The sequence below is a fragment of the Streptomyces sp. genome, assembly GCF_019510245.1.
GTDB lineage: Bacteria > Actinomycetota > Actinomycetes > Streptomycetales > Streptomycetaceae > Streptomyces.
This window is the reverse complement of record NZ_JAEKKT010000093.1, coordinates 1-14,018: the sequence shown is the minus strand read 5'-3', so window position 1 is coordinate 14,018 and position 14,018 is coordinate 1. Positions and strand designations below refer to the sequence as shown.

At 74.3% G+C, this 14,018-nt stretch carries 10 protein-coding genes; 7 read left to right on the top strand and 3 right to left on the bottom strand.

The features are described from left to right. Together JF597_RS05515 and JF597_RS05510 are read left to right on the top strand one after the other, a co-directional pair. Positions 1–1,775: HSP90 family protein (locus tag JF597_RS05515; RefSeq protein ID WP_293989930.1), on the top strand; the 1,775-nt coding region annotated here is incomplete at its 5' end. Beyond that, on the top strand, positions 1,772–4,681 hold the full coding sequence (locus tag JF597_RS05510) for a tetratricopeptide repeat protein (RefSeq protein ID WP_293989931.1): 2,910 nt from the start codon (positions 1,772–1,774) through the stop codon (positions 4,679–4,681). The genes JF597_RS05515 and JF597_RS05510, both read left to right, overlap by 4 nt. Positions 4,682–4,696: 15 nt before the next feature. Here JF597_RS05510 and JF597_RS05505 read toward each other — a convergent pair whose 3' ends face one another. After that, positions 4,697–6,373 carry a DAK2 domain-containing protein gene (locus JF597_RS05505; RefSeq protein ID WP_293989928.1) on the bottom strand — a complete coding sequence of 559 codons (1,677 nt, stop codon included), beginning with the start codon at positions 6,371–6,373 and terminating at the stop codon, positions 4,697–4,699. A gap of 258 nt (positions 6,374–6,631) precedes the next feature. Here JF597_RS05505 and rpmB point away from each other — a divergent pair, with 258 nt between their 5' ends. From rpmB to JF597_RS05490, 3 genes are all read left to right on the top strand, one after another. Further along, positions 6,632–6,817, top strand: coding sequence for a 50S ribosomal protein L28 (gene rpmB, locus JF597_RS05500; RefSeq protein ID WP_003993230.1), 186 nt, complete (start codon positions 6,632–6,634; stop codon positions 6,815–6,817). Between the two features lie 145 nt (positions 6,818–6,962). Then, the gene (locus JF597_RS05495; protein ID WP_293989801.1) at positions 6,963–9,953 is read left to right on the top strand and encodes a BTAD domain-containing putative transcriptional regulator; all 2,991 of its coding nucleotides are present in this window, start codon (positions 6,963–6,965) and stop codon (positions 9,951–9,953) included. A 34-nt stretch (positions 9,954–9,987) separates the two neighbouring features. Next, on the top strand, positions 9,988–11,199 hold the full coding sequence (locus tag JF597_RS05490) for an FAD-dependent monooxygenase (RefSeq protein ID WP_293989800.1): 1,212 nt from the start codon (positions 9,988–9,990) through the stop codon (positions 11,197–11,199). Here JF597_RS05490 and thiD read toward each other — a convergent pair. Both thiD and JF597_RS05480 read right to left on the bottom strand, forming a co-directional pair. Continuing rightward, complete coding sequence (thiD, locus tag JF597_RS05485) at positions 11,162–11,977, bottom strand: bifunctional hydroxymethylpyrimidine kinase/phosphomethylpyrimidine kinase (protein ID WP_293989798.1); 816 nt, start codon at positions 11,975–11,977, stop codon at positions 11,162–11,164. The genes JF597_RS05490 and thiD overlap by 38 nt on opposite strands. Next, on the bottom strand, positions 11,974–12,939 hold the full coding sequence (locus JF597_RS05480) for a thiamine-phosphate kinase (protein ID WP_293989795.1): 966 nt from the start codon (positions 12,937–12,939) through the stop codon (positions 11,974–11,976). Before JF597_RS05480 ends, thiD begins: the two co-directional genes overlap by 4 nt. Before the next feature lie 206 nt (positions 12,940–13,145). Here JF597_RS05480 and JF597_RS05475 point away from each other — a divergent pair, with 206 nt between their 5' ends. Continuing rightward, positions 13,146–13,379 carry an Lrp/AsnC ligand binding domain-containing protein gene (locus JF597_RS05475; RefSeq protein ID WP_093498875.1) on the top strand — a complete coding sequence of 78 codons (234 nt, stop codon included), beginning with the start codon at positions 13,146–13,148 and terminating at the stop codon, positions 13,377–13,379. Positions 13,380–13,399: 20 nt separating this feature from the next. Further along, complete coding sequence (locus JF597_RS05470) at positions 13,400–13,885, top strand: DUF3515 domain-containing protein (protein WP_293989789.1); 486 nt, start codon at positions 13,400–13,402, stop codon at positions 13,883–13,885. The last annotated feature ends 133 nt before the right edge of the window (positions 13,886–14,018 follow it).

Genomic DNA, 14,018 nt, shown 5'->3' with positions numbered 1-14,018 from the left:
TCGACCTGCGTGGCCTGGTGGACCTGCTCTCCCATCACCTGTACTCCAGCCCCAAGGTCTACCTGCGCGAGCTGCTGCAGAACGCCGTGGACGCGATCACCGCGAGACGGGCCGAACAGCCCGACGCCCCGGCGCGGGTACCGCTGTACGCGGAGGGCAGCACCCTGCGGGTCGAGGACTCCGGGGTCGGCCTCACGGAGGAGGACGTGCACAACCTCCTCGCGACCATCGGGCGCAGTTCCAAACGGGCGGACCCCGGCGGCATCCAGGAGGCGCGTTCGGAGTTCCTCGGCCAGTTCGGCATCGGGCTGCTGGCCTGTTTCGTCGTGGCCGAGCGGATCAGGGTCGTCAGCCGCAGTGCCCGTACGCCGGACGCGCCGCCCGTGGAGTGGACGGCCACGGACGACGGTTCGTACACCGTGCGTACGCTGCCCGGCGAGGCGCGGCCCGAACCGGGCACCACCGTGCACCTGGTGGCGCGGCCCGGGGCCGGCGAGTGGCTCACCGAGGAGCGGGTGCGGGCGCTGGCGCGGGACTTCGGGTCGCTGCTGCCGTACGACGTCCGGGTGGGCGACGAGGCGGTCACCGACCTGCCGGCGCCCTGGGACCGGCCGTACCCCTCCCCCAGCACCCGGCGGGTGGCGCTGGCCCGGCACTGTCACGAGCTGTTCGGGTTCACGCCGCTGGACTCGATCGCGCTGGACGTGCCGCTGGCCGGGATCCGGGGGGTGGCGTACGTGCTGCCGTCGGCGGTGAGTCCGGCGCAGCGGGCCACGCACCGCGTGCACCTCAAGGGCATGCTGCTCACCGAGCGGGCCGAACAGCTGCTGCCGGACTGGGCGTTCTTCGTGCGCTGTGTCCTGGACACGGACAGTCTGCGGCCGACCGCCTCGCGCGAGTCGCTGTACGAGGACGAGACGCTGGCGGCCGTACGGGAGGCGCTCGGCGAAAGGATTCGGTCCTGGCTGACCGGGCTTGCGGCCGGTGATCCGGAACGCCTCTCCGCGTTCCTTTCCGTGCATCACCTCGGGGTGAAGTCGCTGGCCCGGCACGACACGGAGATGCTCAGGACCATGCTGCCGTGGCTCCCCTTCGAGACCACCGACGGGCAGCTGTCCCTGGAGGAGTTCGCGCAGCGGCACCCGGTGGTGCACTTCACGCGGACGGTCGAGGAGTACCGGCAGGTCGCGCCGATCGCCTCCGCGCAGGGCGTCGGGGTGATCAACGGCGGTTACACGTACGACAGCGAGCTGGTCGAGGCGCTGCCGTCGGTGCGGCCCGGGACGGTCGTCGCGGAGCTGGACGCGGACACCGTGACCGCGCATCTGGACGCGGTGGACCCGGCGGAGGAGCTGGCGGCGGCGGGGTTCCTGGGGGTGGCGCGGGCGAAGCTCGACGCACTGCAATGTGACATTGTACTGAGGGCCTTCCACCCCCTCTCGGTCCCCGCCCTCCACCTCGACGACCGCGCCGCCCGCCACGAACAGGCCCGCGCGGAGGCCGAGGACCAGGCCGACGACCTGTGGGCGGGCATCCTGGGCTCGCTGCGCGGCAGCGCCCCCCGCGCCCGGCTGGTGCTCAACCACCTCAACCCGCTGATCCGGCGGATCAGCGCACTCAAGGACCCGGAGCTGATCGGCACCGCGACCGAGTCGCTCTACGGTCAGGCGCTGCTGATGGCCCAGCGTCCGCTGCGGCCGGCCGACGCGGCGCTGCTCAACCGCTCGTTCATCGGCCTCCTGGAGTGGGCCACTCATGGGGAAGACGATCGCTGATGGAGATTGCTGACTTCGACTCGCTGCGCCGGGCGATGGCGGAGAACTCCGAGGAGCCGGAGGGTCCCGCCCGCAACGCGCGCGCGGAGCAGCTGCTGGCGGAGGCCGAGCGGCTGAACATCCCGCTCGCCGTGATCGAGGCGCTCGGGCACCAGCTGAAGGTCTACAACTACAGCTCCGAGAAGGACAAGATGTTCGTCCCGTTCGCGCGGCTGCTGCGGATGTGGGACGAGCGGCCCGAGGACTTCGACGAGTACGAGACGCATTCGCTGCACTGGGTCTTCAAGTGGATGACGGCCGGCATGCTCGACCAGCCGCACGTCCCGCTCGCCTCGATCGAGAAGTGGCTGGGCGAGATGGAGCACCGCTACCGGCTGGCCGGGCACTCCGAGCGGGCGGTGCGCAGCGCGGAGTTCAGTGTCGCGGGGCACGTCGGCGACCTGCCGCGCGCGGAGCGGGCGTACGCGGCCTGGCTGGCGGCGGACCGGGACCGGATGGCCGACTGCCACGCGTGCGAGCTGCACGGGCAGGGCGGCTGGCAGCTGAAGAACGGCCGGGACGAGGCGGCCCTGGAGCTGTGGGGGCCGGTGCTGGACGGCGAGTACAGCTGCGCCCACGAGCCGCACACGGTCCTGGCGTCCTCCCTGGCCCCGCTGCTGCGGCTGGGCCGCGTCGACGAGGCCCGCGCGCACCACCTGCGCGGTTTCCGTCTGGTGCGCCCCATGGAGAGCATGCGGGGCGCCTACGCGGACCACGTCGAGTTCTGCGCGCTGACCGGCAACGAGGCGCGAGGCCTCGAGCTGCTCGCCGAACGTCCCGCCTACTTCACGGACACCGGGCAGCCGCGCAGCCGGATGGACTTCCTGGCGGTGGTGGCGCTGCTGATGGACCGGCTCACCGAGCTGGGGCTGGGCGGGCAGCGGGTGCCCGGGCCCGCCGGGCGGGTGTGGACCGCCGGGGACCTCGCCGGGCACGCGCGCGGGGAGGCCCTGGAGCTGGCCGCCCGGTTCGACGCCCGCAACGGCACCTCCTACGTCGGCGACCAGCTGCGCGAGCGGATGGCCCAGCGGCCGCTGGTGGACCGGCTGCCGCTGGGCGTGCGGGCGGTGCGGACAGCGCCCGCCGGGCCCCTCGCTCCGGTCGCTCCGGCGCCCGCGGCAAAGGGGCCGGAGCAGCAGTCGTTCCCCGCGCTCCTGGCCGAGGCACGCCGGCTGTCGGACTCGCTGCGGCCGCACGCCCTGGAGGCCTGGGCGGCGGTGGCGCGGGCCGCCGAGGAGACCGAGGTGGACACGTACGTCCGCGCGGAGATCGCCGACCACACGGCGATGGGGCGCGGCCCCGAGGGGGTCGAGCTGTTCGAGCGGGCGGCGGAGCTGTACGCGCAGGCGGGCGACGAGGGCGAGGCGATCGCCGCACGCGCGCGTGCGGCCTACGTCCGCGCGCTGTCGGGGGAACTGGACGAGGCGCTGGCCGCGATCGACGAGCCGTACGACCGGATCCTCGCCCTCTACGCCGACGACGCGACCGGGGTGCGGCAGACGGCGTCCGTACTGATGAGCCGGGCGCGGATCCTGATGCGTCGGGTGCACGAGCGGTCCACGGGCGCCGGGGACGCGGAGCAGGCCGTACGGGAGCTGCTGGCGCTGGTCGGCGGGCGCGGCGGGTCCGACCTGCGGCTGGTGTCCCGGGCGGCCGAGGGGCGGGCGATGCTCGCCGAACTGGCCGAGCACGCCGGGGACGGGGAGCGGGCGGGCGAGCTGTTCCGGCAGGCGACGGCGCAGTTCGTCGGCGCGGAGCTGCCGTGGTTCGCGGTCGAGTACGAGGTGCGGGTGGCCGCGCTCGCCCATGAGCAGGGTGACCTGGCCGAGGCGGAGCGGGCGCTGCGCGCGGCGCTGGAGCACGGCGGGCCGTACGTGGAGCCGGTCGGGCGAGCCCAGCTGCATCTGCAGCTCGCCGAGGTCGTCGGCGGCCGGGGCGCGGCCGAGGAGGCCGCCGAGCATGCCCTGGAGGCGGCGCACTGGGCCGACGAGGCCGGGCAGAGCGGCACGCTGGGCGCCTGGGCCCGGCACCAGCTGGGCGGCTTCCTGCTGCGGCAGGGGCGGTTCGCGGAGGCCGCCGAGGTGCTGGAGTCGGCGCTGGCCGACCTTAGCGCCGAGACGCACGGCGACGGTGCGGTCGTCCAGACCCAGTGGTGGCTCGGGGACTGCCTGAGCGAGCTGGGCGAGCACCACGCGGCGGCCGAACGGCGGCTGCAGGCGGCCGAGATCGCCCGGCACTGGCCCGAGCAGCACGACCACGCCACTCTCGCCCACCTGGCCGCCGAGTCGCTGGGCAACGCGGGGCTGCCGGTGGAGGCGGACCGGGCCTACACGCGCGCGGGTGAGTTGTGGCGGGCGATGGGCAACGTGCACTTCCTGGTGCGTTCGCTGCGGGCCCGTGCCTGGCTGGCGCTGCGGACGGAGGAGGGGCCAAGGGGCGCGCGGAGGCTGATGGCGGAGGCGGTCCGGGAGTGCGAGGCGGCGCTGGCGGCCGTCGGGGACCCGGCCGCGGCGGAGCGGCTGGCCGGCGAACTCGGGCACACCCACCGGCAGTTCGGTGACCTGCTGGCCCGTTCCGTGCCGGAGGACGCCGACGATCCGGCGATCCGGGAGGCGTTCGAGGCGGCGCTCGCGGAGATGGCTGCCGCGATCTCGGTGTTCGCCGGCCTCGGCGAGGACGGGTTGCACAGCCGTACCGCCGCGGAACTGGCCGCGGGCTGGCTGGAGGCCGACCTCAGCAGGCCGGCCGCGGCGACCGCACGCGCGCGTGCGGTGCTGGACGCCTACGAGGGCGCCGACCCGGCCGACGAGACGGTCCGGGCCCGGCGGGCGGAGGCCCGGCAACTGCTGGAGCCCACGGAGGAGTGACGGCGGGCGGGAGCCTCACTCGACGCCGATGAGGAGCGGAGCCCCCTGCCGGCCGCCCCGGTAGACCACCGTGTCGACGGCGAGGTACGCCTCGCGCACGCGTGCCTCCAGGCGGTCGGCGACGCCGTCGGGGGCCTCGTCGCCGAGGACGAGGGTGACCAGCTCGCCGCCGGCCTGGAGCATGCGCTCCAGGACGGTCTCGGCGGTGGCCGTCACGTCCGAGCCGATCACCGCCACGTCCCCGTCTATCAGCCCCAGGACGTCCCCGGCCTGGCAGATGCCGGCCATGGTCCAGGACTGCCGCTCCGCGACCACGACCTCGGCGTAGCGGGTGGCACCGGCCGCCGAGGTCATCTGGACGACGTCCTCGTCGAAGCGGCGGTCCGGCTGGTGGACCGCGAGCGCGGAGATGCCCTGGACCGCCGAGCGGGTCGGGATGAGGGCGACCCGGATGCCCTCCGCGCGGGCCTGCTCGGCCGCCGCGGCCGCGGTGTGCCGCAGGTCGGCGTCGTTGGGCAGCAGCACCACCTCGCGCGCGTTGGCGCGGCGCACGGCGTCCACCAGTTCGCCGCTGGCGGGCGGCTCCCCCGGGCGTGCGAGGACGGTGGTCGCACCGGCCTCGGTGTACAGCCTCACCAGCCCCTCCCCCGGCACGACGGCCACCACGGCCCGCTGCACCCGCTCGCGCGGCGGCCGCGCCCTGCCGGTGTGCACGTCCCCGGCGCCGAAGTGCGTGATCCGGATCCGGTAAGGGCGTCCGGCCTCCACACCCGCCTCGACGGCGGCTCCGGCGTCGTCGACGTGCACATGGACGTTCCACAGGCCGTCGCCGCCGACCATCACCAGGGAGTCGCCGAGGGCGTCGAGCCGGGCCCGCAGCCGGTCCACGGCGGCGTCCTCGGCCTCCAGGAGGTAGACGACCTCGAACGCGGGCCCGCCGGCGGGCTCCGCGCAGCTCTCGGCCCGGGCACCGGAGACGGCGTCCACGCGCGCGTGGACGACCGTGCCCGCCCCGCGCGCGTGCAGGTCGAAAGCGGTCGGCGTCTCCCCCGTGAACGCCTCCACCAGCGCGCCGAGCACCGCGACCAGGCCCCGCCCGCCGGCGTCCACCACCCCGGCCCGCTCCAGCACGGCCAGTTGTCCCGGAGTCGCCGCGAGCGCCTTGCACGCGCCCTCGTAGGCGGCCCGCGCGACCGCCCCGCAGTCGCCCTCGGCCGTGTCGGCGGCGTCCGCCGCGGCCGCCGCGACCGACAGCACCGTGCCCTCCACCGGGTGGGCGACGGCCCGGTGGGCGGCGTCGGCGGCGTGCCGCAGGGCGAGCCGCAGCCTGTCCGCGTCGATGTGAGTCGCCTCACCCTCGGTGAGGACGTGGGCCATGCCACGCAGCAACTGGGCCAGGATCGTGCCGGAGTTGCCGCGCGCGCCTATGAGGGCGCCGTGCGCCATCGCGCGGACGGCGTCGGCCAGGGTCGGCACCTCCTCGCCCAGCTCGTAGCCCGCGAAGACGGCCTCGACCGCCCCTGCCGCCGACTCCACCGTCATGTACAGGTTCGTTCCGGTGTCGCCGTCGGCCACCGGGTAGACGTTGATCGCGTCGATCTCCTCGCGCGCCCGCCCGAGTGCCCCGAGCGACAGTCCGCACCAGGTGCGTACCGCGAGAGCATCGAAGAATGTCTGCGGCACCTGCGCCACCTGCGCCTCCTTGAGCCGGCCGAACGTGGACGCAGCGTAGACCCCGGAAGGGTGTCCGCTGGAAGAGGGCCGGGGGCGGGCCCCTGAGCTGCCATGCTAGTTTCGTCTAACGGACGCAGTCGTTGTATGCTGCTCCGGTTGCCCGATCCGATCGGGCCATTCCCCTGGCAGGCCACTCAAGATCTCAGATCCCCAGGATCTCGATCCCGGCACGCCGGGATCCAACCGTAAGTGCATCTGAAGTCTTTGGAGTGACCCGTGGCTGCCAACTGCGACGTCTGCGGCAAGGGGCCGGGCTTCGGCAACAACATCTCGCACTCGCACCGCCGTACGTCCCGTCGCTGGAACCCGAACATCCAGCGTGTGCGTACCGTGGTCGGCGGGACGCCGAAGCGCGTGAACGCTTGCACCTCGTGCATCAAGGCCGGCAAGGTCTCGCGCTGACGCACTGTCGCTGAGCGCGCGGCCACCGCTGGTTCGCTGCACAGAGCCGGTCCACCTCCGGGTGGGCCGGCTTTTTGCCGTGCCCGCGTGCAGCCGTGCCGGAAATCCCGGACCCCGGCCAACCGTGCCCTGACAAGCTGATCCCATGCGCTTCGGCATCCTGGGCCCCCTGGACGTACGCACCGACGACGGCACCCCCGTGGACCCCGGCGGCCCCCGCCCCCGCGCCCTGCTCACCCTGCTGCTCCTGGACGCCGGCCGCCCGGTCTCCACCCGGCGCCTCACCGACGGCCTGTACGGCGCCGAGCCGCCCGCCGGGGCCGCCAACGCGCTCCAGTCGCAGATCTCCCGGCTGCGCCGGCGGCTGGCCCCGCACGCCGAGATCGAGGCCACCGCCACCGGGTACCGCGTCGCCGTCGCTCCCGACACCGTGGACGCGCACCGGTTCGAAGCCTGGTCCGGGGCCGGACGCGCCGCCCTCGCCGCCGGCGACCACGCGACCGCCGCGGCCCGGCTCCGCGAGGCCCTCGCCCTGTGGCGCGGCCCCGCACTGACCGACCTCCCCGACGCCGAGGCCGAGGCCGCACGCCTCGACGAGCTGCGGCTGGCCGCCGTACAGGACCGCGTCGAGGCGGACCTGGTGCTCGGCGGCGGTTCGGAGCTGGTGCCGGAGCTGCGGGCGCTGCTGGCCGCCCGTCCGCTGGCCGAGCGGCTGTACGGGCAGCTGATGCGGGCCCTGCACGCGGCCGGACGCCCCGCCGAGGCCCTCACCGTGTACGAGGAGGCCCGCCGCACCCTCGCCGACCGGCTGGGCGCCGACCCTTCCCCGGAGCTGTCCGCACTCCATCTGGAACTGCTGCGGGGCGCGGCGCCCGAGCGGCCACGGCTCCCGGTCCAGCTCACCCGCTTCGTCGGCCGCGAACCCGAGCTCGCCCGGATCTCCGCCGGCCTCGCCGCCTCCCGGCTGCTCACGCTGACCGGGCCGGGCGGGGCCGGCAAGACACGGCTCGCCGTCGAGGCGGCCCAGCAGCACCCCGGCGCCTGCTTCGTGGAACTCGCGCCGCTCACCGACGGCTCCCGGATCCCGTACGCCGTCCTGGCCGCCCTCGGCGTCCGCGAGGGCCTGCGCAGCCCCGCCGCCGACACCACGGACCGGCTGCTGGCCGCCCTGGAGGAGCGCGAGCTGCTGATCGTCCTGGACAACTGCGAGCACCTGGTCGAGGAGGCGGCACGGCTCACCGCCCTGCTCCTCGCCGCCTGCCCGGGGGTGCGCGTGCTCGCCACCAGCCGGGAGTCGCTCGGCATCACCGGCGAGGTCCTGGTGCCGGTGCCCCCGCTGCCGCCGGAGCCCGCGGTGCGGCTCTTCCTGGACCGGGCCCGCGCGGTACGCCCCGGATTCGACGGGCACGCACGCGTGGCCGGCATCTGCGCCGCCCTGGACGGGCTGCCCCTGGCCATCGAGCTGGCCGCGGCCCGGCTGCGCACCCTCACCCCCGACGAGCTCGCCGACCGCCTCCACGACCGCTTCCGCCTCCTGTCCCGCGGTGACCGTTCCAAGGCGCCCCGGCACCGCACCCTGCGCGCGGTCGTGGAGTGGAGCTGGGGGCTGCTGGACGAGGAGGAGCGGGAGCTGGCGCGGCGGCTGACGGTGTTCTCCGGAGGCGCGACGCTCGCGGCGGTCGAGGCGGTGTGCGGGCTGCCGTACCCGGAGGACGTGCTGGCCTCGCTGGTGGAGAAGTCGTTCCTGGAGGTGTCCGAGGGCCGCTACCGGATGCTGGAGACGATCCGGGCCTTCGCCGCCGAGAGCCTGCCCGACCCGGAGGCCCTGGCGGACGCCCACGCCGGCCACTTCCTGCGGCTGGCCGAGGAGGCCGAGCCGCAACTGCGCGGCGGCGGGCAGCTGCCGTGGCTGGACCGGCTGGCCGCCGAGCAGGCCAACCTGGACGCGGCCCTCCGCCACCTGGTGCGCCGCGACACCGGCGGGGCCCTGCGCCTGATGGGTCCCCTCTCCTGGTTCTGGCGGCTGCGCGGCGTGCACGGCGAACGGGTGGCGACGGCCCGCGAACTGCTGGCCGCGGTCGGGGACGCGCCGCCGCCCGGGCTGACGGAGGAGTACGTGCTGTGCGTGGTCAACGCGCTCTCGGGCGCGGGCGACGAACCGGAGCTCATCGCGCGCGTGGACGCCGTTCTGGACGCGTACCCGGGGCCGTTGCGGCTGCCGTACATCCTCGTGCTGTGGGCGGTCGCGGCGGGTCCGCGGCCCGCCGCCGACGCGCACGCGCTCGCCCTGGCCGGCGACTCCCCCTGGGCGCGCGCCCTGCTCGACGTGGGCCTCGGCTTCCGCGCGCAGTTCGCGGGACGGCCGCGGGAGTCCGAGGAGTACTTCGCCCGGGCGCTGGCCGGATACCGGGCCACCGGGGACCGCTGGGGCCTGGCCAACTGCCTCGACCCGCTCGGCATGCTCGCCCACGCGCGCGGGGAGTCCGAACGCGCCCTGGAGCTGCTCGACGAGGGGCTCGCGTACATGCGGGAGCTGGCCGCGCCGGAAGAGACCGCCGATGTGCTGCGCACCCGGGCCACGGTGCTGCTGCACCGGGGCGACACGGCGGCCGCCGTGGCCCACTTCGACGAGGCGCTGACGCTCGCGCGGGGCGCCGGGCTCCCCGACAAGGTGGCGGCCGCCCGGCGCGGCCTCGGCGACGCGGCCCGGCTGTCCGGGAACACGGCACGCGCGCGCGTGCACTACGAGAGCGCTCTCCAGGAGTGCGCCGCCAACTGGTTCAGCGTCGGCGAGACCGTCCGCGGCCTCATCGGGCTCGGCCGCACGGCCGCAGCCGAAGGGCACACCGGGGAGGCCCGCGACTGGTTCCGCAAGGCCGCCGAGCTGGCCGTGGAGGGGCCGGGCGACCTGGAACTCGCCGACGCGGCCGAGGCGCTGGCCTCCGTCGCCGGCTCCGCCGAGCGGGCCGCGGAGCTGCTGGGCGCCGCGACGGGCCTGCGCGGCGGCCGGACCGAGGGCGACCCGGACGTCGTACGCGTCGAGCGGGCGGCGCGGGCGGAGCTGTCCGCCGAGACGTACGACCGCGCCTTCGAGCAGGGCCGAAGGCGACGGTCAGCGGCGGTCAGCGAACGGTAGGGGGACGGTCAGCGCCCCCGCCGAAGCTCATCGCATGACGAACAAGAACCTGGCCCACCTCAGCGTCCTGATCTCCGGCGCCAGCGTCGCCGGACCCGCCCTCGCCCTCAACCTCGCCCGGCTCGGCGCCCGCGTCACCGTCGTCGAGAAGGCACCCGAACTGCGCGGCGGCGGCTTCGCGGTCGACTTCCGCGGCCATGTCCACCGCACCGTCCTGACCGCGATGGGCATCTGGGACGAGATCCACGCCCGCCAGACCCACATGGGCCGCCAGACGGTCGTCGACGCCGACGGCAGCCCGCGCGTGGACCTGCCCGCCGAGCTGATGAGCGGGGACGTGGAGATCTTCCGCGGCGACCTCGCGCAGATCATGTACGAACGCACCAGGGACGACGTCGAGTACGTCTTCGGCGACTCGATCGCCTCCGTCGCGGAGGACCCGCAGGGCGTCGACGTCACCTTCGAGAGGAGCGCGCCCCGCCGCTTCGACCTGGTCGTGGGCGCCGACGGGCTGCACTCCCACACCCGTCGGCTGGTCTTCGGCGACGAGTCCCGTTACCTGCGCTTCTTCGACCACTACGTGGCCGGCTTCGACGTCCCCAACCACCTGGGTCTGGACCGCACCGGCCGCGTCTACAGCGAGCCCGGCCGCGCGTTCGTCATCGGCAACTACGACGGCGACCCGGACCGCGCCGGCGCACTGCTGGTCTTCCGGTCCGAGGAGCTGTCGTACGACCGCCGGGACGTCACGGCGGTCAAGCGGATCGTCATGGACCGCTTCGCCGGGATGGGCTGGGAGGGCCCGGCCCTCCTCGAGGCCCTGGAGGAGGCCGACGACGTGTACTTCGACGCGATCGCCCAGATCCACGTCGACCGCCTCGTCAAGGGGCGGGTGGCGCTGCTCGGGGACGCCGGGTACGGGGCGACCATGGGCGGGATGGGGACGGGCGTCGCGATCGTCGGCGCATACGTCCTCGCGGGTGAACTGGCCCTGGCGGGCGGTGACTTCCGGACCGCCTTCGCCGAGTACGAGTCCCGGATCCGCGACTTCGCCAAGGGCTGCCAGAAGATCTCCGGGAACGCGGGCCCGTTCTTCGCCCCGCCGACCGAGCGGCGCATCCGCAGCCGGGACCGGATGTACCGGGTGCTCGCCTCCCGTCCGCTGGCCCGCTTCTTCAAGAGGATGACCGAGAAGGCGGCCACCGACATCAGGCTGCGGGAGTACCCGGCCCTGTCCCGGGCCTGAGGGCCCAGCCGTGGTCCACGGGCCCGATCCCGGCGCCGAGCGCGAACCCGGCCGCGATCGCCCCGGTGACGTACTCCTTGGCCGCCGCCACCGCCTCCGGCACGGACTGCCCCTTCGCGAGCTGCGACGCGATCGCGGACGCGAGGGTGCAGCCGGTGCCATGGGTGTGCCGGTTGTCGTACCGGGGGGCGCGCAGCAGGAGTTCGTCGGTGCCGTCGGTGAGCAGGTCGACGGCCTCGCCGGGCAGGTGCCCGCCCTTGATCAGCACCCAGGTCGGGCCGTACGACAGCACGGCCGCCGCGGCCCGGCGCAGATCGGCCTCCGACTCGACGTGCACGCCGGTGAGTTGCGCCACCTCGTCGAGGTTCGGGGTGGCCACGGTGGCCAGCGGGAGGAGTTTCGTGCGGACCGAGTCCAGGGCGGAGGCGGCGAGGAGCGGGTCGCCGTGCTTGGAGACGCCTACCGGGTCCACGACCACGGGCGCGCCGGTCCCGGCGAGCAACTCGGCGACCGTCTCCACGAGTTCGGCCGAGGAGAGCATCCCGGTCTTCACCGCGTCCACCCCGATGTCGTCCACCACGCTCCGGTACTGGGCGCGGACCGCCGCCACCGGCAGCCCCCAGGCCCCCTGCACGCCCGTCGAGTTCTGCGCGGTCACCGCGGTGAGCACGCTCATGCCGTGCACGCCCAGCGCGAGCATGGTCTTCAGGTCCGCCTGGATCCCGGCCCCGCCGCCGGAGTCGGAGCCCGCGACCGTCAGCACGCGCGGCGGGCTCATGACTCGATGTCCCCGAAGTGGTCCCAGCCGCCCTTGCTGGTCCAGGGCGCGCCGTCGACGGTCACCTGGGGCAGCGCGGACGGGTTGAGGACCTCGCCGATGACCTTCCAGCGGGCCGGCAGCTTCACGTCCGGCGGGAAGGCCGCCACGATCGCGTGGTCCTCGCCGCCGGTGAGCACCCACTGGATGGGGTCGACGCCGACCGCCTGGCCGATGTCGTTCATCTGGGTCGGGATGTCGATCGCACCCGAGCGGATGTCGATCCGCACCTTGCTGGCCTCGGCGATGTGCCCCAGGTCGGCGATCAGCCCATCGCTCACGTCGCACATCGCGGTCGCGCCGAGGGCGGCGGCGGCCGGGCCCGCGTGGTAGGGCGGCTCGGGGCGGCGGTGCGCCTCCACGAACGCCCGGGGCGAGCGGAAGCCACGGGAGAGCACCGCGTAACCGGCCGCGGACCAGCCCAGCCAGCCCGTGACGGCGATCAGGTCGCCGGGCTGGGCGCCGGCCCGGGTGACCGGCTCCTGGTTGCGCAGGTCGCCGAGCGCGGTGATGGAGACCATGATCGTGTCGCCGCGGACCACGTCACCGCCGACCACCGAGGCACCGGCCACCTGGCACTCGTCCCGGATGCCGTCCATCAGCTCGCTGGGCCAGGTCACCGGGAGCTCGGCGGGCACGACCAGGCCGAGCAGCAGGGCCGTCGGCACGGCGCCCATGGCGGCGATGTCCGCGAGGTTCTGCGCGGCCGCCTTGCGGCCCACGTCGTAGGCCGTGGACCAGTCGCGGCGGAAGTGCCGGCCCTCCAGCAGGATGTCGGTGCTCGCCACCACCCGGCGGTCGGGCGCGGCGACCACCGCGGCGTCGTCGCCGGGACCGATCCGGACCGCCGGAGTGGTGGTGAGACGGGAGGTGAGCTCCCTGATGAGCCCGAACTCCCCGAGCTCACCAACAGTGCCCTTCATTGCCCTTACGCCCCTTCTCTGCCTTGCCGTGCCCGCTCGCGCGTCACCGTCGTCCTGGATACGGTCGAGGTGACCGTCAACATCTGCCGTGCCTGCACCCCGGCGCGCAAGCCCCTGTCCGCGCAGGTCTCCCCGCGGTGAGCGGCGACGCGATACCGTGGCGTTCCTTTTCCCCACATGATCCTCGTGGCCGCCCTGGAGGTTCCGTGGTACAGGCGTACATCCTGATCCAGACGGAGGTCGGCAAAGCGTCGACCGTCGCAGAGATCATCAGCAAGATCCCTGGAGTCATCCAGGCCGAGGATGTGACAGGACCGTACGACGTCATCGTGCGCGCGCAAGCGGAGACCGTCGACGAACTCGGCCGGCTGGTGGTCGCGAGAGTCCAGCAAGTGGACGGCATCACGCGCACCCTGACCTGCCCGGTCGTCCATCTGTAGCCCCCGTCTACCCTTGGCCGGTGAACTTCTTCCGTCACCGGCCATTCGGTCTGCCCGCGTTCGCTCTGTTGTTGATCGCGGCCGCGGGCTGCTCATCAGCAGACGACGTCCCGTCGGTGGCGGTTCCCACTCCGGGCGGGGCGGTCGCCCAGCTGTGCCGGCACCTCGACGAGGTGTTGCCGAACAAGGTCGACAAGCTGGGCCGACGTGACCCCGAGCCCTCGTCCGCGCTGACCGCGGGCTGGGGGGACCCGGCGATCATACTGCGCTGCGGGGTCGCGCGACCCGCGAAGATGGCCGACCCGGAGGCCGACGGGGTCGAGGTGAACGGGGTGGGGTGGCTGCTGGAGCAGCGGGCCGACAAATCGTTCCGGTTCACGACGACGTTGCGGAAGGCGTATGTCGAGGTGACGATTCCGGCGGGGCGGACCGGGGATGGCATGGCGCCGTTGGTGAGTCTGGCGCCTGCCATCAAGAAGGCGGTTCCGGAGGGGATTGCCGACTAGGACTTGTCCGGCCGATCATGTGACTAGTCCGCCCTGTAGTCGTTGGTGTGGACATGGGGCGGGGCGATCTGACAGATGCCGAGTGGGAACGGCTGCGGCCGTTCCTGCCGGTCAGCAACCGGCGTTGTGGGCG